Source organism: Sphaerospermopsis sp. LEGE 08334 (assembly GCF_015207205.1).
Classification (GTDB): domain Bacteria; phylum Cyanobacteriota; class Cyanobacteriia; order Cyanobacteriales; family Nostocaceae; genus Sphaerospermopsis.
In genome coordinates, this window is the sequence record NZ_JADEXH010000046.1 from 1 (window position 1) to 23,087 (window position 23,087).

Annotated in this window: 31 protein-coding genes; 18 read left to right on the forward strand and 13 right to left on the reverse strand. The window is 38.4% G+C overall.

The genetic code is table 11. The annotated features are described in order from the left end of the window. The first annotated feature begins 233 nt into the window (after window positions 1-233). Window positions 234-1,130, forward strand: coding sequence for an alpha/beta fold hydrolase (locus tag IQ237_RS21215; protein WP_194058809.1), 897 nt, complete (start codon window positions 234-236; stop codon window positions 1,128-1,130). Between the two features lie 132 nt (window positions 1,131-1,262). On the opposite strand, the gene IQ237_RS21220 is transcribed toward IQ237_RS21215, so the two are convergent. After that, window positions 1,263-1,796 carry a DUF4330 domain-containing protein gene (locus IQ237_RS21220; protein ID WP_194058811.1) on the reverse strand — a complete coding sequence of 178 codons (534 nt, stop codon included), beginning with the start codon at window positions 1,794-1,796 and terminating at the stop codon, window positions 1,263-1,265. A 467-nt stretch (window positions 1,797-2,263) separates the two neighbouring features. On the opposite strand from IQ237_RS21220, the gene IQ237_RS21225 reads away from it, so the two are divergent. Beyond that, window positions 2,264-3,118 (forward strand): M48 family metallopeptidase, encoded by an 855-nt coding sequence (locus IQ237_RS21225; protein WP_194058813.1) that lies wholly within the window; start codon window positions 2,264-2,266, stop codon window positions 3,116-3,118. A gap of 11 nt (window positions 3,119-3,129) precedes the next feature. On the opposite strand, the gene IQ237_RS21230 is transcribed toward IQ237_RS21225, so the two are convergent. Further along, a complete protein-coding gene (locus IQ237_RS21230; RefSeq protein WP_194058815.1) occupies window positions 3,130-3,894 on the reverse strand; it encodes a metallophosphoesterase family protein in 765 nt (254 codons plus the stop codon). Between the two features lie 382 nt (window positions 3,895-4,276). Between IQ237_RS21230 and IQ237_RS21235 the strand changes: the two genes are divergently transcribed. The 3 genes from IQ237_RS21235 (at window position 4,277) to IQ237_RS21245 (ending at window position 6,905) form a co-directional block, all read left to right on the forward strand. Continuing rightward, the gene (locus IQ237_RS21235; RefSeq protein WP_194058817.1) at window positions 4,277-4,576 is read left to right on the forward strand and encodes a DUF2470 domain-containing protein; all 300 of its coding nucleotides are present in this window, start codon (window positions 4,277-4,279) and stop codon (window positions 4,574-4,576) included. Between the two features lie 152 nt (window positions 4,577-4,728). Continuing rightward, on the forward strand, window positions 4,729-5,046 hold the full coding sequence (locus tag IQ237_RS21240; RefSeq protein WP_194058819.1) for a hypothetical protein: 318 nt from the start codon (window positions 4,729-4,731) through the stop codon (window positions 5,044-5,046). A gap of 131 nt (window positions 5,047-5,177) precedes the next feature. Then, window positions 5,178-6,905, forward strand: coding sequence for a succinate dehydrogenase/fumarate reductase flavoprotein subunit (locus IQ237_RS21245; protein ID WP_194058821.1), 1,728 nt, complete (start codon window positions 5,178-5,180; stop codon window positions 6,903-6,905). A 107-nt stretch (window positions 6,906-7,012) separates the two neighbouring features. Here IQ237_RS21245 and IQ237_RS21250 read toward each other — a convergent pair whose 3' ends face one another. The 9 genes from IQ237_RS21250 to IQ237_RS21290 all read right to left on the reverse strand — a co-directional run bounded on the left by IQ237_RS21250 (window position 7,013) and on the right by IQ237_RS21290 (window position 14,588). Next, complete coding sequence (locus tag IQ237_RS21250) at window positions 7,013-8,323, reverse strand: YcjF family protein (RefSeq protein WP_194058823.1); 1,311 nt, start codon at window positions 8,321-8,323, stop codon at window positions 7,013-7,015. 328 nt (window positions 8,324-8,651) lie between these two features. Then, on the reverse strand, window positions 8,652-8,843 hold the full coding sequence (locus tag IQ237_RS21255) for a hypothetical protein (RefSeq protein ID WP_194058825.1): 192 nt from the start codon (window positions 8,841-8,843) through the stop codon (window positions 8,652-8,654). A 5-nt stretch (window positions 8,844-8,848) separates the two neighbouring features. Continuing rightward, window positions 8,849-9,322, reverse strand: coding sequence for a type II toxin-antitoxin system VapC family toxin (locus IQ237_RS21260; protein WP_194058827.1), 474 nt, complete (start codon window positions 9,320-9,322; stop codon window positions 8,849-8,851). A gap of 258 nt (window positions 9,323-9,580) precedes the next feature. Next, window positions 9,581-10,312 (reverse strand): DNA repair protein RadC, encoded by a 732-nt coding sequence (radC, locus tag IQ237_RS21265; protein WP_096572405.1) that lies wholly within the window; start codon window positions 10,310-10,312, stop codon window positions 9,581-9,583. 206 nt (window positions 10,313-10,518) lie between these two features. Then, window positions 10,519-12,570 (reverse strand): ribonuclease catalytic domain-containing protein, encoded by a 2,052-nt coding sequence (locus IQ237_RS21270; protein WP_194058829.1) that lies wholly within the window; start codon window positions 12,568-12,570, stop codon window positions 10,519-10,521. Window positions 12,571-12,908: 338 nt separating this feature from the next. Beyond that, a complete protein-coding gene (rpsR, locus tag IQ237_RS21275; RefSeq protein ID WP_096572408.1) occupies window positions 12,909-13,124 on the reverse strand; it encodes a 30S ribosomal protein S18 in 216 nt (71 codons plus the stop codon). A 3-nt stretch (window positions 13,125-13,127) separates the two neighbouring features. After that, a complete protein-coding gene (rpmG, locus tag IQ237_RS21280) occupies window positions 13,128-13,322 on the reverse strand; it encodes a 50S ribosomal protein L33 (RefSeq protein ID WP_096572409.1) in 195 nt (64 codons plus the stop codon). A gap of 43 nt (window positions 13,323-13,365) precedes the next feature. Continuing rightward, window positions 13,366-13,935, reverse strand: a complete 570-nt coding sequence (locus tag IQ237_RS21285; protein WP_194058831.1) for an RDD family protein — start codon at window positions 13,933-13,935, stop codon at window positions 13,366-13,368. Window positions 13,936-14,087: 152 nt separating this feature from the next. Then, on the reverse strand, window positions 14,088-14,588 hold the full coding sequence (locus IQ237_RS21290) for a hypothetical protein (RefSeq protein WP_194058833.1): 501 nt from the start codon (window positions 14,586-14,588) through the stop codon (window positions 14,088-14,090). Window positions 14,589-14,797: 209 nt separating this feature from the next. Here IQ237_RS21290 and glp point away from each other — a divergent pair, with 209 nt between their 5' ends. Beyond that, the gene (gene glp / locus IQ237_RS21295; protein ID WP_194058835.1) at window positions 14,798-16,021 is read left to right on the forward strand and encodes a gephyrin-like molybdotransferase Glp; all 1,224 of its coding nucleotides are present in this window, start codon (window positions 14,798-14,800) and stop codon (window positions 16,019-16,021) included. A 184-nt stretch (window positions 16,022-16,205) separates the two neighbouring features. On the opposite strand, the gene IQ237_RS21300 is transcribed toward glp, so the two are convergent. Then, complete coding sequence (locus tag IQ237_RS21300) at window positions 16,206-16,871, reverse strand: DUF4230 domain-containing protein (protein ID WP_096572412.1); 666 nt, start codon at window positions 16,869-16,871, stop codon at window positions 16,206-16,208. 490 nt (window positions 16,872-17,361) lie between these two features. Here IQ237_RS21300 and IQ237_RS21305 point away from each other — a divergent pair, with 490 nt between their 5' ends. Continuing rightward, window positions 17,362-17,538: a type II toxin-antitoxin system HicA family toxin gene (locus IQ237_RS21305; protein WP_194058837.1), complete on the forward strand. Its 177-nt coding sequence runs from the start codon at window positions 17,362-17,364 to the stop codon at window positions 17,536-17,538. Window positions 17,539-17,721: 183 nt separating this feature from the next. Here IQ237_RS21305 and IQ237_RS21310 read toward each other — a convergent pair whose 3' ends face one another. Beyond that, entirely contained in the window at window positions 17,722-19,305 is a 1,584-nt protein-coding gene (locus tag IQ237_RS21310) for a B12-binding domain-containing radical SAM protein (protein WP_194058839.1), read from the reverse strand. A gap of 283 nt (window positions 19,306-19,588) precedes the next feature. On the opposite strand from IQ237_RS21310, the gene IQ237_RS21315 reads away from it, so the two are divergent. The 11 genes from IQ237_RS21315 to IQ237_RS21355 all read left to right on the forward strand — a co-directional run bounded on the left by IQ237_RS21315 (window position 19,589) and on the right by IQ237_RS21355 (window position 23,087). After that, a complete protein-coding gene (locus tag IQ237_RS21315; protein WP_194058841.1) occupies window positions 19,589-19,831 on the forward strand; it encodes an antitoxin family protein in 243 nt (80 codons plus the stop codon). After that, on the forward strand, window positions 19,818-20,033 hold the full coding sequence (locus IQ237_RS26430; RefSeq protein ID WP_228020562.1) for a hypothetical protein: 216 nt from the start codon (window positions 19,818-19,820) through the stop codon (window positions 20,031-20,033). Before IQ237_RS21315 ends, IQ237_RS26430 begins: the two co-directional genes overlap by 14 nt. Window positions 20,034-20,057: 24 nt before the next feature. Beyond that, window positions 20,058-20,228: a hypothetical protein gene (locus tag IQ237_RS26435; RefSeq protein WP_309225797.1), complete on the forward strand. Its 171-nt coding sequence runs from the start codon at window positions 20,058-20,060 to the stop codon at window positions 20,226-20,228. Window positions 20,229-20,280: 52 nt separating this feature from the next. Continuing rightward, on the forward strand, window positions 20,281-20,505 hold the full coding sequence (locus IQ237_RS21325; RefSeq protein ID WP_194058843.1) for an addiction module protein: 225 nt from the start codon (window positions 20,281-20,283) through the stop codon (window positions 20,503-20,505). Beyond that, window positions 20,498-20,797, forward strand: a complete 300-nt coding sequence (locus IQ237_RS21330) for a type II toxin-antitoxin system RelE/ParE family toxin (RefSeq protein ID WP_194058845.1) — start codon at window positions 20,498-20,500, stop codon at window positions 20,795-20,797. The genes IQ237_RS21325 and IQ237_RS21330 overlap by 8 nt, the downstream gene beginning before the upstream one ends. A 143-nt stretch (window positions 20,798-20,940) precedes the next feature. Further along, window positions 20,941-21,351, forward strand: a complete 411-nt coding sequence (locus IQ237_RS21335; RefSeq protein ID WP_194058847.1) for a hypothetical protein — start codon at window positions 20,941-20,943, stop codon at window positions 21,349-21,351. Window positions 21,352-21,719: 368 nt separating this feature from the next. Further along, window positions 21,720-21,926: a DUF433 domain-containing protein gene (locus IQ237_RS21340; protein WP_375539915.1), complete on the forward strand. Its 207-nt coding sequence runs from the start codon at window positions 21,720-21,722 to the stop codon at window positions 21,924-21,926. After that, a complete protein-coding gene (locus IQ237_RS21345; RefSeq protein WP_228020564.1) occupies window positions 21,923-22,180 on the forward strand; it encodes a DUF5615 family PIN-like protein in 258 nt (85 codons plus the stop codon). The genes IQ237_RS21340 and IQ237_RS21345 overlap by 4 nt, the downstream gene beginning before the upstream one ends. Next, complete coding sequence (locus IQ237_RS26440) at window positions 22,155-22,298, forward strand: hypothetical protein (RefSeq protein WP_228020565.1); 144 nt, start codon at window positions 22,155-22,157, stop codon at window positions 22,296-22,298. The genes IQ237_RS21345 and IQ237_RS26440 overlap by 26 nt, the downstream gene beginning before the upstream one ends. Before the next feature lie 88 nt (window positions 22,299-22,386). Then, window positions 22,387-22,707 (forward strand): nucleotidyltransferase domain-containing protein, encoded by a 321-nt coding sequence (locus IQ237_RS21350; protein WP_194058849.1) that lies wholly within the window; start codon window positions 22,387-22,389, stop codon window positions 22,705-22,707. Beyond that, a complete protein-coding gene (locus tag IQ237_RS21355; RefSeq protein WP_194058851.1) occupies window positions 22,704-23,087 on the forward strand; it encodes a HEPN domain-containing protein in 384 nt (127 codons plus the stop codon). The genes IQ237_RS21350 and IQ237_RS21355 overlap by 4 nt, the downstream gene beginning before the upstream one ends.

Here is a 23,087-nt window from a genome sequence, read left to right on the forward strand (position 1 = left end):
CTGAATGCTGCAATTAATTTATCGCGTTTGGCTAAAGCGTGAAAGTCTACCGAGGGATAACTGCTCCCATGCTCCCGTTGAAGTAGAAAGTAAAGTCTAGTTTTGTCTAGGTTTTATATAGCAGTTAGTTAATAATAAACAAGAATGGAAAACTTGTACCCAATCATTGAGCATTTTAGAGCTATTTAAGTGGTACGAGTGGGATTAGTTACAAACTTCAACAAATAAGACTTATGTTGCAACCACTAGGATTTGAGCAATTCTCTATAAATACCTCTCTAGGTAGGATGGCATACTATATTGCTAGTGGCTCTCCTTGGCAGGACAATAACGAAAAATCTGATCGGGAAACTTTGTTGTTTCTGCATGGTTTTGGAGGTGGTTCTTCTGCTTATGAGTGGTCGAAAGTATATCCAGCTTTTGCGGCTGAATATCGGGTTATTGCACCAGATTTAATCGGTTGGGGTCGCTCTGATCATCCGCAACGCAGTTACAAAATTGAGGATTATTTGACAACCATTCAAGAGTTTATTGAGCAGACTTGTACAAAGCCAGTGATGGTAATAGCCTCTTCTCTTACCGCAGCTTTTATTATTAGATTGGCGATCGCCTGTCCCGATTTATTTAAGTCTTTAATTCTTGTCAGTCCTGCTGGACTTTCTGACTTTGGCCAAGACTACTCTCGCAGCTTTTTTGCCCAGTTGATCAGTGTACCTGTAGTTGACCGCTTGTTATATAGTACAGGTATTGCCACTGATGCAGGTATTCGCAGCTTTTTGGAGCAACGACAATTTGCCCAGTCAAATCGAGTTTATCAAGAAATTGTCAACGCTTATTTACAATCTGCCCAACAACCAAATGCTGAACATGCAGCTTTATCTTTTGTCCGGGGAGACTTATGTTTTGATTTGTCTCTTTACATTCAACAGTTAGCAACTCCTACTGCTATTATTTGGGGACAAAAATCACAATTTACTGGACCTGATATTGGTCGTCGTTTTGCAGAAATGAATCCCCAAAGTGTTAGATTTTTTCAACCTTTAGAAAATGTCGGATTAACTCCCCAATTAGAATTACCTGCGGTGACAATTGGATTAATTCGCAAGTTTTTAACTTTACTAAATGGGTGATTGGTGACTGGTGACTGGGGAAAAAATTTTAGATTTTAGATTTTAGATTTTAGATTGGAGTTCATGAAATACAATCCAAAATCCAAAATCCAAAATCCAAAATCCAAAATTGAATTACCCATTACCAAAATATTATTTATCTTGTAAACGAATATCAATGACAGAAGCGTTGAAATTATAGTTAAACCCTTCTAATTCAAAAGGCATACCTATTTTAACTTTACTATTACCTAAAACTGGACCACTATCAGTAACTTGAGCTTTGCCTTCTAATGTCAAAAGAAAATCTGTACTAAAATTGTTTGCCCTGGGATCTGCTAATTCTTTAACTGTACCATCTGGTTGGGGAACAGTGACAGTTCTTGCTAGTTGTTGAATAGATTTAATCCCAATTTGTCCGTAGGGTTGATTACGAATAATTACGTTTGTTTTACCGCCCTTAGTAAATCCTTGTTTAAATAACTGCTCAGGATCGCGGACGTTTAAACCACGTACTACTAAGTCTACTTCTATAGGTACTGTCTTTGTGCCAACTTGAGCGACAGAACCGGATGTTCCCGGAAATATAAAGATGCCGATGATCACTAATAAGATTACTAATGCAGCACCCAAATCTAGTAAGTTGATTTTGCCGAATAAGCGACCTTTGGAATCTAAAATACGCATAACAAGTTTTTTGAGGTTGGGGTGAATTAAAACAGAGTTTTCAAGGGAAGTAACAATTGTGCCTACTAGATAATCAATTAATACGGTTGTGCAGTTATGCGACAGTCTATCATGGCTGGTATAGTTAGGATCAGGCTGGCTGATATAACAGTTGACAATTTCTGATTTTTAATCATAGCGTAGACTTTAGGGGTTTTTTGTCTTGCCATTGTAGTGTGAAATAATTTCTTTCTGAATTAGGACTTACGCAAGATTGGAATAAAAACCTGATTTTTGCCTAGGGGTAATTCATGAATTACCCCTAATTTAGTTCTGTTTTGCGTAATTCCTGTGAATTTTGATGGTTGTTTGCTTACGGCTAAATGCTTACTCACAAATAAACAGGTATTGAGTTGAGAATGCAACCTAGTAAGCTGTAAATGCGTCCTTATTTTCAATTCTCACACAACTCTCTTTTCACGCTGATTATGATTAACTGGAATAAATTTTTGGCAAGTTACCGTGTATGGCGGCGGCGCTGGTTATATCCGTTGATTTCGGTAATTGTGGCTATAAGTTTGTGCTTGAGTACACCCTTGCCCAGCAAAGCTATCGACTTACTACCGCTGTTATTCCAAGGTGTACAAATATTTCAATTATCTAATTTATCTACTCGTCAGGAAGTTGAGCTTGGTAGGCAGATGAATAATGAACTGCGCCAAGAGGTGAGAATTTCCCGGAATCGGCAGCTTACTAGCTATATAGAGGAAGTTGGTAGAAGGTTAGCAGCTAATAGCGATCGCCCTAATATTCCTTATACTTTCCAGGTAGTTGAGGATGATGCTGTCAATGCTTTTGCAACTTTAGGCGGTTTCGTGTATGTAAATACAGGGTTGATACAAGCTGCGGAAAATGAAGCAGAATTAGCGAGTGTTATTGGCCATGAAATGGGGCATATTGAGGGTAAACACTTGGTTAAGCAGATGCGACAAAGAGCGATCGCTAGTGGTATAGCAAAAGCAACCGGCTTAAATCGCAGTCAAGCTGTAGCTATAGGTGTTGATTTAGCTCTCAACCGTCCGCGCAGTCGTCAGGATGAATATGATGCTGACACAAGAGGACTAAAAATTTTAACACAGGCTGGTTATGCACCCTCCGCAATGGTTTCGTTTATGAAAAAGTTACAGGGAAGAAGTGTTATTCCCACCTTTTTGAGTACACACCCTGGAGCAAGCGATCGCGTTAAGTCACTCCAACGCCAAATAGACGATCTGCCAAGTAATAGCAATTATGGCTTAGATAATGCAGATTATAAAGCTAATATCCGAGCTTTGCTCCTTTAGGACGCAGAGTGTCAATAGACTCGTTGCTTATGACGACGACTGACTTGGATCTGATGTGGTAAAATCCTCGTAACTGCTTTTTCCAAAGGCAAAGTACGAACGGTGTGATTAAAAACATTGGCTTGATAAACTAAGTTGTTGGTAATATCCAATCCGGTTAACCAACCACTACGGGGATGATAAGCACCTGTATCAATATCTAACCAGCCTTCTCCTTGTGCTAATTGACCAGGGGCAACCCCTGGTAAAGTGAAGGTGATGGTATGACCGACGATGATTAACTTGTCAGTAAAGTACGGTAGTTCCATGCTGTGAAATTCATTACGTATCCAGCAAAGTTCCTGGGAGGTTTGTTCAGAGACAGACTTGCTGGGATCAACACCTGCATGGGTTAACCAAACATCTCCTAAGTCAAGATATGTTGGTAAATTTGCAAACCAGTCTAGATGGTCTTGGGGAATTTGCGCTGATTTATAACTGGTCATGGTTGCTTGTCCGCCACTATAAAGCCATGCCTGTATTATTTTATTAGAGTTAAAATCCTTACTCATTACACTTAAAAGCATCTGCTCATGATTACCTAGAAGGCAAGGATAGTTATTGCTCTTAACAAAATCTACTACCTGTGCGCTTTGTGGTCCACGATCTATTAAGTCTCCCAAAAAATAGACTTGATCTTCTGATGTGGGGGCAAATTCCTTCAGAAGTATCATTAGACCTTGATAGTAACCATGTACATCACCAATAATTATTCTGCGTGGCCTGGTTTCACTCATTTGTTCTAGTTGGGAATCAATAAATTGACTGATATAGTTTTACTACAGTTTTATTTAGGGAGCATCCAAATTTTGAAAAAATAAACGCAGACACACTCAAAATCCTCTTAAACTCTCTTAACTTTGTGTACTTTGCGTTCTTTGCGGTTCAATCATATCAAGCCCTGGATGAATTGCCAGATTTCAAAAAAATAAACTTACACATTTGGGATGCTCCCTTTATTTATGGTATTTTCATCTGTAAAGTTGACTAATATCTAATTAATTATATAGTTAATTTTTAACAAATATATTCATTGACCAGGTGAAAACTTTATCAGATACAAGATGATGATAGCTTAGAATATGAACAAGATCCGTTAGCCCAACTTGATAGGTGAAAATGTCTGATCAGTTCTCTCCAGAGTTCTCTCCAGAAATTAGCTCTCGTATCTGCAAACATATGAACGAAGATCATGCAGATGCTGTGGTTATCTATGCTGAGGTTTTTGGTAACGTCAAAAATGCCACAACAGCCCAGATGCTATCAATTGATGCTTTGGGTATGAATTTAACCGCACAGGTGGATGGAGAAACAGTACAAGTTCGCATTCAGTTTGATCACACCTTAGCTGATGCTGAAGATGCTCATCAAACTTTGATTGCGATGGTGAAGCAAGCGCGAGTCAAGATTAGTAGCTAGTTAGGAATAGGAGTCAGTGGTTCGACTTACTTCGACTTCGCTCGGAAATTGTTAAGTGATATTACAAACCTTGGAAAAATATTGAGAAATCGTCCGTCAGCTAAACATGGTTCTAAGGTAGAACCTATAGGATAGACTTGAGGCAAATAATGATGAATAAGAATAATATTCAAAACTATCGCTTTGTCTGCACCTTGACATTTGGCGATATATACGGTCAAATCATTGCTTGGTTAATTACAATTACCATTAGTTTGGCATCAGCTTTGGCATTGATGGGGGCTAGAAGACCAGTCTATGCTTTAGCTACGGTAGGACTTGTAATTGTTCTGACTTTGCCTTTCTTGCTGTTTGCTTTTGTTACCACGTTGTTAAATCATATCGAATTGGCTGCCGTAGAACCGGGAACAAAAACTGAACCTATACCTGGGAATGTTTCTCAACAACAGCCTATTGAAGCTACCAGTTAATATTGGTGACTAGTGACTAGTGACTGGTGATTGGTGATTGGTGATTGGAATTAAACTAATAATTAAAAGCATCATCCCTGTTTATGGACAGGGTATTTTTTTGAGATTGAGGTATTAAAGAGGTGTTAAAAATGTTAGAACATGATGTAATTATAGTTGGTGGTGGTTTAGCGGGATGTCGAGCAGCTTTAGAAATTGCGAGAACTGATCCCAGTTTAAAAGTTGCCGTCGTTGCTAAAACCCATCCTATTCGTTCCCACTCTGTGGCCGCTCAAGGGGGGATGGCAGCATCTCTAAAAAATGTTGATCCTGAAGATAGTTGGGAAGCACACGCTTTTGATACGGTTAAAGGTTCTGATTATTTAGCGGATCAAGATGCTGTAGCTATTCTAACACAAGAAGCGCCAGATGTGGTGATTGATTTAGAACATTTAGGAGTTTTATTCTCCCGGTTGCCTGATGGGAGAATTGCTCAAAGGGCTTTTGGTGGCCATTCCCACAACCGTACCTGTTACGCTGCTGATAAAACCGGTCATGCTATTTTACATGAATTAGTCAATAATTTACGCCATCATGGTGTGCAAATTTACCAAGAATGGTATGTAATGCGCCTGATCTTAGAAGATGGTGAAGCTAAAGGTTTGGTGATGTTTCACCTGCTAGATGGACATATTGAAGTAGTGCGGGCTAAGGCGGTGATGTTTGCAACGGGGGGATATGGTCGCGTTTATAACACTACTTCTAATGATTATGCTTCCACTGGTGATGGTTTGGCAATGACAGCTTTGGCTGGTTTACCGTTGGAAGATATGGAATTTGTGCAATTTCACCCAACGGGGTTGTATCCAGTGGGGGTGTTAATTTCCGAAGCTGTGCGTGGGGAAGGTGCTTATTTAATCAATGCTAATGGCGATCGCTTTATGGCTAATTATGCACCAAGTCGGATGGAACTAGCACCCCGTGATATTACATCTAGGGCGATCGCCTACGAAATTCGCGCAGGTAGGGGTATTAATTCTGATGGAAGTGCAGGAGGTAAATTTGTTTACCTGGACTTGCGACACATGGGTAAAGAAAAAATTATGAGTCGTGTACCCTTCTGCTGGGAAGAAGCACACCGTTTAGTTGGTGTAGATGCAGTCACCCAACCCATACCAGTACGTCCTACTATTCATTATTGCATGGGTGGTATACCAGTGAACACAGATGGACAAGTGCGCCGTAATGCAGATGAGTTGGTGGAAGGCTTTTTTGCTTCTGGGGAAACGGCTTGTGTATCTGTGCATGGCGCGAACCGTTTAGGTAGTAACTCGCTGTTAGAATGTGTAGTTTATGGCAGACGTACCGGGGCGAGTATAGCGAGATATGTGCAAAACCGCAAATTACCAGCAATAAATGAACAACATTATATAACAGAAGCAAAACAAGAAATTCAAAGTTTATTAGAACAAAAAGGAAAATATCGCATAAATCAAATTCGCCAAGAATTTCAAGATACAATGACCCAATTTTGTGGAGTATTTAGAACTTCAGAATTAATGGGTGAAGGGTTGGAGAAAATAGGAGAAATACAACAGAAATATGAGGATATTTATTTAGACGATAAAGGCAATTGTTGGAATACGGAATTAGTAGAAGCTTTAGAATTAAAAAGTTTAATGGTGGTGGGAAATACAATTTTAAAATCAGCATTTAATCGTCAAGAAAGTAGAGGGGCGCATTTTCGAGAAGATTTTTCAAATCGAGATGATGAGAAGTTTTTGAAACATACAATGGCTTATTATTCACCTGCGGGAATTGATATTCAATATATGCCGGTGGTGGTGAATATGTTTGAACCGAAAGAGAGGAAGTATTAAAGTTATGTAGAGGAATTTTCTCACGCAGAGGCGCAGAGGCGCGGAGGAAGAGAAGAAGAGAAAAATTCTCTTTCTCTGTGTTCTCTGCGTCTGGATTTTTCTAATTCCTAACTTTTCATGCCCTTAAACCGTTCTTTTGCCCCTTCAAACGCCTCTTGCATGACATTTTGAATTTTTTGAGGATCTGGCTTTTTCCCACCCATTAAATCCCCAAAATACACACAAGCAGCTTCACCCAAAGACCATGTATAAGCACCTGCCCAAGATGCTGCAATAACAGTACCCAAACCAGGAACAAATTTAATTAATTCCCGTGCAACAGCTTGAGCTAAAAAACCACCAGCGATCGCACTCACAATACCCCCAGCTTGAGAAGGTGTCAATGTCTGACCATATAATTTACCCAATAACCCCACCATTGAAACTTGCAAAGCTGTTAAAACCGGCATAGTTGCAAAAGGTAAAGGTACAGCAGCTAAAGTCCCTGCCATAATCGAAAAAGGTAAAATATATCTTCTGGCAGTATCACGAAAAATATTACCTAATTCCTTACCTGCTTGTTTATCTAATAATTGATAAATTGCTTTTGCTTCTGCTTCAGGTAACATTTCTGCTAAATTATCTCGCAGTGCTTCTAAACCATAAAACACTGGATCATAACCATCTGCTTCTAAAGTAAAATCAATCAAAACTGCTCGATCATATAAACTAGTAAAATTATTTTTAATTTCTGTAAAAGCTCGGTTTAATTCCTCAAATTCTGGGGGATAATGGGGATGATTTTCTATTTCTAGTGGATAAATTTCATGCAAACAAGTTACCGCTAAAAAACAGGGAATATTTGGAAATTGTTGGCGTAATTTTTGGGCAATATTTCGCAGAGTATCCGTAGCGAAATCATTAATTTTCACCGTCAAAATGAAAACCCTAGCACCATTAATTTCGGTTTTTAAATCAGTGATTAACTCTTGAATAATAGTTTCCGTATTTTTATTAACATCACCCAAACCAACCGTATCAGTAAAAACAATTAAAGGTAAATCATCAGCAGGATAAGCATAACGTTGGGTATTTTGAGTATGGGGACGAAAACCCTGTCCAATAATTTCCGCAGAAACCCCCGTTAAACCACGAACAATAGAACTTTTACCAGTTTGGGGTTTTCCGATTAATAAAGCTTCTGTAGTGGGTAACTGAGTGCGGATAGTTGCTAAAATCTCTGCTACTTGAGCATCATTGACACTAAACCATTTTCCTATAGTTTGTGTTACTTGATCCACCGGTAAAAGTTGGGTTAATTTAGCGGTAGTTTTACTAACAACACCAGTGATGCGGTTTTTCCAAGAATCATTGTCTGACTTGGGTTGTGGTGCATCCGTTGGTGTGTTTAATGAGTCTTTGTTAGGTTGTTCAGTCATGGGCGTAATTTCAACAGGCCACCATTTCTAGTATAGCTCTGATTCCTGTGATCAATAATGGACAATTAATTACCTCTCCCTTGAAGGGAGAGGATTGAAAAGCTGAATTTTTTGCTGTTTTTCCCCTTGAAAGGGGAGGTTTTAAACCGTATGGCTATAGCTTGCGTGACGACGTAGGAGTCATACGCCACGCTACGCTATCGGCTGACGCTCACGGCGGAAGCCTTGAATTAAACAATTATCAATTATCAATTGTCAATTATCAATTGATAAATTAGCTACTGACAAAGGCGGTGACAGCTTTGCTAAACCTATTATATAGAAAGTATCACCCTAAATTTTTTTTCTGAAAAACAGAAACATCTTTTAAAAACTGTGGAACATAAGAAATAAATTTTCTATTACTATTTTTTTCTTGTTCTTTTAAATCTTGATAAATTGCCTGTAAATCATTATTAAATTTATGAGAATGTGCCTCTCTAACTTGATAAATCTCTTGGATAATTGGATCTTCCCACATAAATTTTACCTCTCTATCAGTTCTTCAGGTGTACAAATTATTACTGGTTCATAGCCTTGGTAACGACAAATGCGTTCAATTTCTCTCCGAATTATAGCATTAGCAATATGCTTACAATTCCATGTTAACAAATAATTGATACCATTGGTTACGGCAATAGCAATATGTAAAGCATCTTCTGCCGCTTTTTGGGGCATGATTTGAAAATCAAGAAAAGATTGGGCTAAAACTATTGCCTCTTTTCTTGTTTCTAATAATTCTATTGTTTCTAAAATTTTCAGTCTTTGTTCGGCTGCAATAGAGTCCCCAGCACTGGCTTCTTGAATAACTAGCTGTGAAGCGACCAGAGTAAATTTTTCTCGATAATTTTGCCACCATTCTTGGGTGATTTGTTGATGTCCTGCAATCACAATATCTCGGCTAGGACGAGAAGTTAGATAACTTATGACTGAGGTTTCAATATAGACTTTTTCTTTCATTGTTAATTTTTGATCGAATTGAGATATTGTTATTTATTCAGCAAACCCTAAGTATCTTGTCGAAATTTACAGCACTTTCCGGTGTAATGAGGTACACTTTGGGTGGGGAAGACTTGTACTGAGCGGTTAGTGAGCGCAGTCGAACTATGTCGAAGTATGCCCACCCCACAAGAGTTTCATGATGATAATTTGTACCTCGTAATAACGAAATCTGCTGTATATACTTCCTCGCAAAGCGATCGCACTACTAAAACCTCATCAATCTTCCTGGGGGCAATCATCCCACAAAGTAGTAATTTCTCGCAAACTCTGATGAGTACCATTACCCAAAATCAAATGGTCCAATAACGGAATATTTAAAAGTTGCGCTCCTGATAATAATTGCCGAGTTAATTCTATATCTGCTTCACTAGGTTCTAGATTACCAGAAGGATGATTATGGGCAACTATCATCCGTGTTGCACCATGTCGAATAACTTCCCGAAAAATATCACGGGGTGAAGCTAAAGTTTCGGTTGCAGTACCAATAGTAATTATTTTTGTCCCCAAAAACCGATTTTTCACATCTAATAATAAGACTGCAAACCGTTCTTGACTTTGCCACATTAAGTCTTGACTTAGGGTAGCGGCTGCCGCAAGGGGACTATCAATAACCGCACCCTCCGCAGGGCGGGATAAAAAAACCCGTTTACCTAATTCTATCGCAGCCAGAATTGATGTAGCTTTTGCAGAACCCACACCATGAATTTCCATTAACTCTGCGGGGGTAACATCCCGTAAAGCAGCTAAAGGATCTCGTTGATCTTTACCTAATTCTTGTAACATAAGTTGCCCTAAACCGACGGCTGAAAGTTTACCTGGTCCTTGTCCAGTTCCTAGGAGAATGGCAATTAATTCCGCAGTGGCTAATATTTTCGCGCCATGAGTCATCAATCTTTCGCGGGGACGCTCATTTTCAGGTAGGTCGGCAATTCTGAGGCAGTATGTCATATACAAACCAAGGGATTATGCACCAAGATGGAACTATATTTTAGTTATCCCTTTTTTAAGCTCAAAATTATATCCGAGAAGAAAAATATTTATAGGAGGGAACAGGGAACAGGGAACAGAAATAAGGCAAAAGGTAAGAGGCAAAAGTGAATGTTCTTCCCCTGCTTCCCCTTCTTTCTTCACTGTCACCTGTCACCTGTCACCTATCAACTAATAGCTTCTTGATAAATTATCTCTTGAAACTGAATGATGTCTTTTTGAGGATCAGCAATGCTGACTTTTACTAATACTTGTTCACCTAAACTTACAGAACGCCTAAAGACCATTGGTAACTGTAAACCTAAGTCTTCTAAAAGAATTAATGCTAAGTTGCTATCTTCCCGTAACCACATCAAAACGGTGACTTCCCATATTTCTTCAGGATTACGACGCAAATATTCTAAAGCATAATATCTATTAGTTTGCCGTTCTACCATTGTTAGTTCTTGGGTTGTAGTGGTGACGGTCATCATCACTTCTTTGAGTTGTTCAGCAGAAAATGGCAAATCTTCACCCCGTAAATGTGCTTTGAGTTGAAAGTGGGTGAGTAAGTCGCTGTAACGACGAATAGGCGAAGTTGCTTGAGTGTAAGTATCTAAACCTAAACCCGCATGACGTACTGGTGTAATACTCATTTCACTTTTGGGCATACACCGACGCAGGGCGCAAAAACGCACAAAACCGGCAGGAAGTTGTAATAGTTCTTCTTCTGGGGGGAGTTCCGGTTGGGGTTGTCCGCGAAATGGTAGGGGGATGTTATGGGTTTGACCGTATCGTGCTGCTACTTCCCCGGCTAAAATCATCATTTCGGCTACTAATTGCCGAGATGGGGAATCTTCTAATATATCAATGCTGATATCATCGTCTTTGACTTTGATCATCGCTTCTGGCATATTGATGCTAATCGCGCCTTGGTTATATCGCCAAGTTTTCCGCTTTTGTGCCAAATTTGCGATCGCCTCTATTTCTGGTTCTGCTTGTACTCCCAACTCCAGCATTTCATCTACATCTTCGTAGGTGAGGCGATAGGTAGGTTTAATCAAACTGGGATGAATAGTATAATCTTCTACAGCCCCAGTGTCATCTAAAACTACACCAAAACTCAGGGCGCAACAAATTTTCCCCTGTACCAAACTCATTGGACCTGTAGCTAAGACTTCGGGGAACATAGGTATCATTCCCGTAGGTAAGTAAACTGTACTACCCCGTTTTCTCGCTTCTAAATCTAAGTCATCTTCTGGCATTAACCAACGGGTAGGATCAGCAATATGTACCCAAAGCCGTTGTCTTCCATCGGCGAGAATTTCGCAACTTAAACCATCATCTATTTCTGTGGTACTTTCATCATCAATAGTGTATACCTTGAGATGTGTTAAATCCAGACGATTGGTGTCTAAGTCTGCTGGTGGAAAATCCAAATGTTGTTGCGCCACTTCTAATACCTTACTAGGGAACTGAACGGGAATTGAAGAACGACGCAGGAACAGGTTTTCATGAGGACTCCACCAACCCAAGTCGATCAATAGTTGCAGGGCTGCTTGGGGAGTTGCAGAACGTCCCAGCATATTCATGGTTTCTAATACTGGGGCTGGTGGTGGATAATTTCGCACTAAGGCATCCGCATTTATCCCCATTCGCACAATATCCGCCACGAAAGTTGCATATTTTTCTAATGCTTCCAAACGCTGGCGGTCTGGTTTTTGCCATTCTACGCTTTCGCCTTGGAGTGCCTGTTCTACACGCGCTAAAAATTCCTGCTGTCCCTTAGCTTTCTGCGCTTCTACTTCTATTTGGTGTTTCCGTTCTGCTACTTGTGCGGCGCTGCGTGGTTCGTAAACATCGCCTTTTTGCTTGAAATACATTTTGTCATCGGATAACAAGCAATGAGCGGCGTAAGAGTGCTGTGGTTCTGATTCTGAAAACAGCAAATTGGCCATTTGACTGGGGGTGACTGTTTCCCCGTCTTCTACCAATATTTCCCAAGCTACTTCTAAACTAGATGGATCTAGATAGGGTTGAACTTGACTTAAAAAGCTGGGAATATCAGCAGGTTTATAAGTTTGTCCATTAACTGTATAGGTTAGTTGTCGCGGCGCGAGGCTGTGGGATTGACCTCGTTCATCTACCACAAACCAACGGGTCTTTCCGTCTGGACGATCTACCACTCCCAGACGGCGATCGCCTTGAACCCTAAATTCAACTAGCGTCCCCTTCTCCACAACTCTCGCACTCTTTAGTAATTTTAGATTTTAGATTTTAGATTTTGGATTTGTTTTAGGTTGGTAATGGGTAATGGGTAATTGGTAATGGGTAATTGGTAATTGGTAAACACTATTTACTGTCACCTGTCACCTGTCACCTGTTCCCTGTTCCCTGTTCCCTGTTCCCTATTTCCTATAACCTAAATCCAAGGGTTTGAAATCTGGAATGAATTATACACTCCTTTTGGATGAATCAAATTTTAGATTTTGGACGGAAAGTAAACGTTTCATTTTTACCAACGTTACTTTTTTTGGACTTTATCTCAAAATCCTTTCATCCAAAATCCAAAATTTTCTTAGCCTTCGGCGTTGATAAATGGTAACAATGCCACAATCCGAGCGCGTTTAATCGCTAATGTTAATTGGCGCTGTTGTTGTGATGTTAACCCTGTAATTCTTCTGGGTAGAATTTTACCACGTTCTGTAATAAATTTACGTAGTAAATCAACATCTTTATAATCTATTGGTTCTCCTGGCTTAATTGGTGACAGGCGACGACGATAATAGCTCATCTCTTACTTAATTTCCTTGTGAACAGTGTGTTTGTTACAGTGGGGGCAGAACTTTTTCAGTTCTAAACGGTTGGTGGTGTTCCGGCGGTTCTTGGTGCTGGTATAGCGAGAAACGCCTGGAGAACGCTTGTCTGGGTTGGTTCGACACTCGGTGCATTCTAGTGTCACTATTATGCGGGCACCTTTACTCTTAGCCATAATTTTACAAACAGTAAAGCCGGGAGAGATTTAACACAAATGACTATCTTCTCACATTTCGCTGCACTTTTTCAACTAATCGCTTAATTTTTAGCTTAATTTTTAAATCCAGCGAATAGCCACGCCGTGAGGAAACAATTATAGTTCTAGCATAGCGGTCATGGAAAGCCTGTCGCATCTGAGAATCTGACAAGGCCGCACCACAGTCAATTGCTAGGGGTAGCACTAGCAGTATAGCAGTGGGATTAGTTATTATATTCGTTAAGCAGATGGAAACCAATAAGCAACTACCGCCAATAATCGCTTCACGCTGTAATAATGCTTGTAATTCGGGTATTCTGCTCACTGGTTGTCCGTTTTCTATTTCTAACACTTTTAAATTTACTGCCCATCTACCTAAACTTTGCCCATGATTGTTGTAAACTATGATGACTCGTAGAATTAACCAAGCAAGGATAAAAACGAAGATTTGGACAAATTGAATACCTAGATTATTTGTTCCTAAAAGAGAACTAATTAACCATGCTCCTGTAAAATCTATTCCTAATGCCATCCCCCGGCGGATAATTTCTGGCTTGGGGTAGTGTTTTTGTGGTGTTTTAATTATAGTCATATAATAATACCCGCTCTTAATGAGAATATGAATTTTCAGTTATAAATACTTAAAGAATCACGTAAAGCCGAGCTGAAAAACTATTGATTGACAATTTTTATACTTTGCGTCTTTTCAACTCAGCTTAATCAAGTAATTTTCCGCTCCCTAGTCTAAAGTCCAGGAAAGAGGTTTTTTAGTTCCTCTGAAAAGCAGGTTTTATTGCTTATCACTTGACTTCCAACTACTTGTGTTTCGCCGCATTCTTTTCCATTTCTGAAAATTCTAACGTCTTGAGAATTACCAGCAGCCGACACAGAAGCTCCTTTGGGTAATTTAAATTTAACTATGTGTGGAGTCTTTGGTACTGATTCTAGTCTGGAAGGTTTATCTTTTTCAACAATGCTGTAATTTCCATAGAAAAAGTTGTTTGTTGCTTTACCAATCCATCGGATTTCAAAATTATCAATTTCACCAGATAATGCTGTCTTCACTGCGTTTCTTACTGGTGCAACTTCAGTATTATAAATTTCATCAGATGATGCTTTATTTACTGAGGTTTGCACAGGTAAGGATTCGGTAGAGGTTTTATTGGCGGTCAGGTAATAAGTAGTGGTGCTTCCGATGCCGACCCCAATAACTAACGAGATAATTGTAGTTAGTAAACTTTTCATGTTGGTAAATTAACTTGCCAATGTTAGTTTACCCAGCAAAAGGCGATTAATCTCTATTTGCTAAAGTGTGATCTTGATTATCTCAAAAGGAGTTATGCCGATTCTTCCCCCTACTGACAAGCAATGTTTACAGCACGGAGTTTGATCCGGTAATTATCTGGTAATTTTTTATATTAAAATAACCAAAACTATCATCATTAACTATAACTATGCTGTCAGTCAGAGATGTAGAAGCTACTATTTTAAATGCTGTAAAACCGTTAGATAACCAGCTAGATGTGGAATTTGTTGATTTATTAATGGCGCATAATCGCATTTTAGCAACTCCTGTGATCAGTTCTCTGGATTTTCCCCATTGGGATAATTCGGCGATGGATGGTTATGCGGTGCGTTATGCAGATGTGCAGTACGCTAGGGCGGATAAACCTATTATTTTGCAGGTTGTGGAAGAAATTCCGGCTGGGTATAAACCTCTAGTGACAATTAAACCAGGACAAGCGGCAAGAATTTTCACCGGTGCAATGATGCCCCCTGGTGCGGATACAGTGGTGATGCAAGAAAGAACCCACCGTCAGGAAAATCAAGTTTTTGTGTTTATTGCACCTCAACCCCAGGAGTTTGTCAGACATAAGGGGGATTTTTATCAAGCCGGAAACGAAATTTTACCCACTGGTATTCCCTTAACTGCGTCCGAAATAGCGGTTTTAGCGGCTGCTGGACGGGAACAAGTGAGTGTTTTCCGTCGTCCCCGTGTGGCTATTTTATCAGTTGGCGATGAGTTGGTGATGCCGGAACAATTGCTAAAACCTGGGCAAATAGTTGATTCTAATCAGTATGCTTTAGCTACTTTGATGCGGGAATTGGGGGCAGAAGTGTTACTGTTAGGAATTATTCAGGATGATCCGACAACTTTACAAGAAATTATCGATTATGCGATCGCTAATGCTGATATAGTCATTTCTACTGGTGGTGTATCTGTGGGCGATTATGATTACATATATAAAACTTTAGCTTCTTTGGGAGCAAAAATTCATTTTCGTTCTGTACAAATGCGTCCGGGAAAACCTCTGACTTTTGCTACTTTTCCCAATAAGTTATACTTTGGTTTACCAGGAAATCCGGTTTCGGCTTTGGTGACTTGTTGGCGGTTTGTAAAACCTGCAATTAAAAAAATGTCAGGACTGGCTAAAGGTTGGGAAAGTAAATTTGTGAAAGTTAAATCTTCATCAGAATTACAATCTAATGGCAAGATGGAAACCTATATTTGGGGTAAGTTACATCTGGTAAATGGTGTTTATCAATTTCAGAAATCTGAAGGTAATTATAGTTCTGGTAATTTAATTAATTTAGCTCAAACTAATGCTTTGGCTGTGTTACCTGTGGGTAAAACTTTTGTTTATCCAGGTGAGGAAGTTTTCGTTTTGCAAATATAAATAGGAGGGAACAGAGAACAGAGTTTTTGACTTTTGACTTGATTTTTCCCTATCTTTGAGAGTCCAGATTTAATAATAGGCTCTGATTCATATACTATTTAGTGTAAGTCAGAGCCTGATAGATGACATTCTGATATTATAACTTTAACGTGGGACTGAGAATAAAGATAGATATTCCTAGATATTAATTCTTAGGACATGAACCATCTTTAGGTTCTTGAGTTATTACAGTAATGTCTTTGTAACCTGCTGCTGATAATATTCTTTCTACTATTTTTTTTGCGTTACTATTAGCAGCATCTATAATATCATTTCCGCAAGCTTCTAATTTAATTCTAGCAAGTGCATCTTTTTGTGCTTGATCTAGTAGTTCAATCTCAGCGTTAGGACCAAACCAGTTTTTGTGATGATCTAAAAGTTGAGATTTATCAGCTTCTAGAACTGTTTCGGTAATATAAGGAGGAGGTAAAGTAATTGTAATTTTCTGGTTGTTGATATCTACATCTGTTGCTTTCAATGCTTTCATATCTATACCAGCACGTATTGTACCTTGTCCTTCATAAATAACCTTAGTATCTCCAACATAGAATGAAAACAACCTTTGCTCTTTAGTTTCAACTAATGATGCTTTACTGGACATTTTTACAGTATTGAGTTCACTTGTTTCTTTTAATCCACCCAAAATAACATCTATCATTTTTGCACTCTCATTTGTTTTAACCCACGGCCAGCTAAAAAACAAGAATGCTGCTAGAATAAATGCTAAGATACCAAATAAAATCCATCTGTAAATGATTAATTTATCTGTAGTAGATTGTATGGTCTGTTTTAAGCCACTGAAAGAAGTCATTTTTATTACTCCTAAATCCACTTGTATTTATATCCATCTCTTATAGACTAACAGAGTACACAATTAAGTTCTACAGTAGTTATACTTATTTGTGCTAATTTTTACATTACATAATCTTGCTCTAAAAACAGTAAGTACCTTAAATAACACCGAAAGTTGGAATAGTTTTTTTAGCGTTCGCTTGACATTCAAGACAGTCGCTACATAATTTTCTGATTTCCTTTTTTTTTGAGCTTAACCGATATAATATTATTCAGTAATAACCTAGTTTAAGGAGTCAAGTATATGCAAAAAAAAAATTTACTCTCGAATACTGGTTAGATGATAGCTGGTATGTAGGAAAATTAAAAGAAATTCCGGGAATATTTAGCCAAGGAGAATCATTAGAAGAGTTAGAAGAAAATATTAAAGATGCCTATCAGCTAATGTTAGAAGAAAGCTTAGAAAATCATCCCCAAGCGCAAACTAAAGAAATTTGGGTTGATGTGGCGTGAAACGAGGAAATTTTATTAGAGAATTAGTTGATGCAGGGTGCTATTTAAAACGTCATGGGAAGAAACATGATATCTATATTAACCCTATTAATGGAAAACAATCGCCTGTACCACGTCATCCAGAAATCAAAGAAAGTCTCTGTCGTTTAATCAAAAAACAGTTAGGAATTTAAATAGGAAATGCGCTTGAAAGTCTTTTTTTGATGGTTAGGAGTCAGGAGTCAGGAGTCAGGAGTCAGGAGTCAGGAGTCAGGAGAAATAATTAATTTTTTACTCTATTACCTATTTCCTTCTTACTGTCACCTGTCACCTGTCACCTGTCACCTGTCACCTGTCACCTGTCACCTGTCACCTAATTAAGCTACTGCTACTACTTTTTCCTTTTCAGGAACATAGGGTTTTTCTGCACCTTGGGCTAAATAAGCAGCTAATTGACTTTCGATTTCATCGCGGACAATTTGCCGATATTCCATAAAATGCTCGATGTGAGCGCAGGTAGAAACGTACTGTTCTATCACTTTGGGATTATGCTTGAGAATGCTAAAGAAGTGATGCCAGAATTTCCAGCGAGTTTCTCTTTTAAAACCTTGTCTCCAAATAACAATTAGCAAGGCTTTGATAACTACCCATTCTGGCATTTTAGCTGGTGCTGTCCATTGGGGAGAACCCAACATCATAAAACAGCGATAGGTGCGATCTAAATAGGCTACAGGGTCATATAAAGCACAAAAAGCTTCCACATATTCCCTAGCCAATTCTTCTAAAGGACGGGTAGGAATAAAGTTCATCAATGTGGTTTGATTGATATTCCCGTCTTTGTTTTCCCGCAGTCTACCTTCTTTTTTCAAACGATGCCATAAAGCGGTGTTGGGTAACGCTTGTAACATGGCAAAGGTAGTGGAAGGAATGGCAGCTTGTTCTGCAAATCTGACAATGCGATCGCCTGCACCGGCTTTTTCACCATCAAAACCAATAATAAACCCAGCCATTGGCCGCAGTCCAGCTTTTATGATAGTTTCTACAGATTCAGTTAAAGAACTGCGAGTATTTTGGAATTTCTTAGTGAGTTGTAAACTATCTTCATCTGGTGTTTCAATACCCAAAAATACGGCTTTAAAACCACAGTCAACCATCAACTCCATCATTTCTTGATCTTGTGCCAAATCAATGGAAGCTTCGGTGTCAAAATTGAAAGGATATTGATGTTCAGCCATCCAAACTTTTAACTCTTTTAGCAACAATTTGACATTGCGTTTGTTGCCAATAAAGTTATCATCAACCATGAACACACCACGCCGCCAACCCAACTCATAAAGATAATCTAATTCTGCTAAAAGTTGGGCAGGTGTTTTCGTTCTCGGTTTGCGTCCATATAATACAATGATGTCGCAAAATTCGCATTGGAAAGGACAACCCCGCGAAAACTGCACAGACATCATATCATAGGCATTAAATTCTAATAAATCAAAGCGGGGGATCGGTGTAGTCGTCACATCTGGTTTTTCAGTGGCGCGGAAAACCCCAGATTTTTCACCTTTTTGTACCGCTTCCACAAACATGGGTAAAGTGATTTCCCCTTCATCTAAAATCAGGTAATCTGCCCCTGCTGCTTCCACTTCATGGGGTGTAGATGTGGGATAGGGACCACCCAAAGCTACCAACTTACCCCGGCGTTTTGCTTCCCGAATTTGATCTAATAAATCTTGTTTTTGGACAATCATAGCCGAGAAAATGACTATATCTGCCCATGCCCATTCTTCTTCTGTGGCAGCGCGGATGTTACGATCTACAAGTTTAAATTCCCACTCTTGGGGTAAGATTGCTGCAACTGTGACTAAACCCAATGGTGGTAATAGAACCTTTCTATCTACGAGTGCTAGGATTTTCTCATAGGACCAGAAGGTTTTGGGAAATATTGGATAAACTAGCAAGACACGCATAGTATCACCCCTCACGATTTATTTTGTAATCTAACTGTAACTAAATTTAGGACTGATTGACGTTTTTATAAGTTGCAATGTTGTGTGTGATAATAGAGGAACTGTCAGAATCAGGATGTCCAGGATGTAAGGATTTACAGGATGAAGACAGTAATTTTATCACTAATTACGTATCATCACCTGTACAAGCCTGAACTTGATAAATAACAACTTGGGTAAATCTGATTTTTTATGGATAAGCTGAAGAAAAGTTAAACTACCTTTATTTTAGGAATTACATCCTATGCAGCAAACCCTAAAAGCTATTTATCGTAATGGTACATTTATTTTACAAACTCCTTGTAACTTACCTGAAGAGATAGAAATTGAACTTGTAGTTAAATCTCCTCAAGTTATACCACCGAAAATTACTGATATTAATGAGAGACGCAACTTTCTAAAATCACTGGTGGAAAGAATGCAAGAAAACCCTATTCCTGCTACTGCTCCTCAGTTTACACGGGATATGTTGCATGAACGCCGTTGATACAAATATTTTGATTTATGTCCATGATCCACGGGATACTAATAAACAGGGAATAGCAGCTTCCTTAGTAGCTAATTTAACAGATGGTGTTTTAATCTGGCAGGTTGCCTGTGAATATTTAGCTGCAAGTCGTAAACTAGAATCATTAGGGTATGATAAATCACAAGCCTATCAATACATTCGAGATTTACAACAAGTTTAGTACACTGCCTTACCAACTTGGAATGTGATTGATCGTGCTGAGGAATTAATGAAACGTTTTAGTCTCTCACATTGGGATTCAATGATTATTGCTGCTTGTTTAGAGGCTAATGTTCAAACCTTGTATACAGAAGATTTTGGTTATGAAGTGATTGATGGTTTAAAGATTGTTAATCCTTTTAAGTCACATTCTTAAAATGTGTGTTGTGTGTAATAATAGAGTGATAATTTTGATAGCTTAGTTGATTATGAAAGCAAACTTTGCGCCAATTTTTGAGCTAGGGTTGTCAGAAAAGCTACAACTTCTAGAAGATTTATGGGATGATATTGCGACTCAATCAGCAAATGTTCCTGTATTAGACTGGCAAAAAGACGAACTGGATCAAAGAAAAGCTCTCCATTTACAAGATCCGAGTTTAGCTAGTTCTTGGGAATCAGTAAAAGCAAGAATCCGTAGTAGGAAAAATGGTTAAGAGTGTTATTACCTTACCACAAGCAGAACAAGATATTGCTGATGCTTATGACTGGTATGAGGAACAAGAACTGGGATTAGGTGAAGAATTTTTGCGGTGCGTTGATGCTTGCACACAATACATTGCGAGAAATCCTAAGATGTATGAATTTGGGTATGCTACTTATAGGCGTGCTTTAATTCGTAGATTTCCCTATGCTATTTTTTATGAGTATGTTGAAAATGTAGTAACTATATATGCAGTTTTCCACTGTTCTCAAGATCCTAAAAAATGGCGTAAGCGGTTAAAATAATTTATTTTTTTATCTGCTATGTATTAACTTTTGTATAAAGAATATAATGATTTATTAATTTTTTCACACAAAAAATTATATATTTATTTTTTATTTCCCTTCCAGGTATATTATTAACAACATAAAGGTGCGAGGGAAATGTTATGAAAAAAATTATTATAGGTTTATTAACAATAATACTTACAGGATGTACAAGCGTTAAGGAATCAGAAAAATCAACTTCTGAAGTTGAACGTAAAATATCGGAAAAACCAATGAGTGAAAATTTAGCTATTCTCGACGGAAAAAAAGATCCAGCAAGCTTAGAACTTTACGACAAGGAATTTAAAAAGCTAAAAAATCTATGTTTTGAAGATGAAAGAGAAATTGGACTTATGATTTTTAAGATTACGAAATTTGAAAAGGAGGCTGGTTATACTACATATAGTAACTTTGATACTTTACAATCTTTTAAATCAATTGCGGAAAGTTATTTCAATCGTAAACGGGGAGAATGTATCCAAGTTTATATAGATATGACAAAGGAATATAAGAAAGAGAAAGATGAAAATTAGAGTTTTAGTAACCCACCTTTTTTACTTGCATAGATAGGAGTGATACCTGCGGTTAGCTAACGTTAATGCCCTCTTTCCAAAATCAAACGATATTATCAAATTACCAAAACCAACAAAAAATCTCTCTCAAACTCTCTTCCCTTCGTGTCCTTCGCTTCTTCGTGGTTCATTCCTTCTTAATCTCTGGATTTTTACTTTTTTCCAAAGTCAAACGATACCTACATTAAGTAAAGCGATTCGCATAAGATAAACTAGAAGAAAAATCGTACTAATTGAGCAACTTTTATTATGTTTGCTGAAACATCCTCAAGATATGTAACACGAAATCCTGAAATTTTAGGTGGAGAACCAATTATGATCGCATTACTATTAATCCTCACATTTGTTTAGGACAACCAACAATTAGAGGAATGCGGATCACAGTAGCTTTTATTCTCAAATTACTAGCCAGTAAACTTTCCATTGAAGAAATTTTAGCAGCTTATCCAGAATTAGAAGAAGAAGATATTAGACAAGCTCTTAACTATGCAGCCTGGACAGTTTCCGATAAAATTACCAGCATTCCTTCAGCATGAATAACCTACGTTTTATTGCTGATGTTCATATTTCCCCTCTCACAGTAGCAGCATTAAAATTGAAGGGATATGATATTTTACGTTGTACAGATTTGCTACCTAACACTGCTGCTGATGTAGATATTTTAGAACTTGCAAGAGTGGAAAATCGCATTATCATTAACTCAAGATTTAGATTTTTCGATGTTGATAGCTGTTTGCAAATATCACCAACCAAGTTTAGTAACATTGCGTTTATCTTCTGCAAAACCTGATGTAATTACACAAAGATTGTTAGACGTTTTACCTCAGTTAGAGGAAGAACTTATTCAAGGTTCAGCATTAACAATTGATGATAATTCTGTACGTATTCGTAAACTACCAATTAGTTGATTTTCATGTTATATCAGGTGAGCGATACTTTGGGTAAGCGTTGCTAACGCCTAAAATAAAATAGATAAGTGCAATCACTCTCATAACCATGAATCTTAACCTTCAGCTTATTCTGACTCACCTTAAAAAAGAACTCACTAACCTGTATGGCGATCGCCTAAAAAACCTCACCCTTTTTGGTTCTCAAGCGCGTGGTGATGCAGAACCCGGATCAGATATAGATGTGTTAGTAGTGCTAAAACCTCCCGTAAACCCAGGTGAAGAAATTAAACGCACAGGAAAAGCGATCGCTGATCTTTCCCTAGAATATGATGTTGTCATTAGTTGTATTTTTATGGACGAAACCCACTATCAAACTCGCAATGGTTCATTACTCAGGAACATCCGTAAAGAAGGGGTTTTGCTATGACAGATGAACAAAGAGAACTCCTGCTCAAAGCTCAACAGAGTTTAGAAGCTGCAAAACTCCTACTTAACAACCACTTCCCAGACTACGCTACTTCCCGCGCCTACTACACCATGTTCTATATTGCAGAAGCATTTCTAGAAGGTAAGGGACTTTCATTTTCTAAACATTCAGCCGTTATTGCCGCCTTTGGTCGAGAATTTGCCAAAACTCAACAAGTTCCAACAGATTTTCACCGATTTTTGATTGAAGCACAGGAACTGCGAACTACTGGGGACTACGGACAATTAAACGCTGTTACAACCGATCAAGCGACAGAACAAATTGACCGATCAGAACAATTTTTGTCCCTAGCAATTCAGATGATTGGCGCAATAAATTGA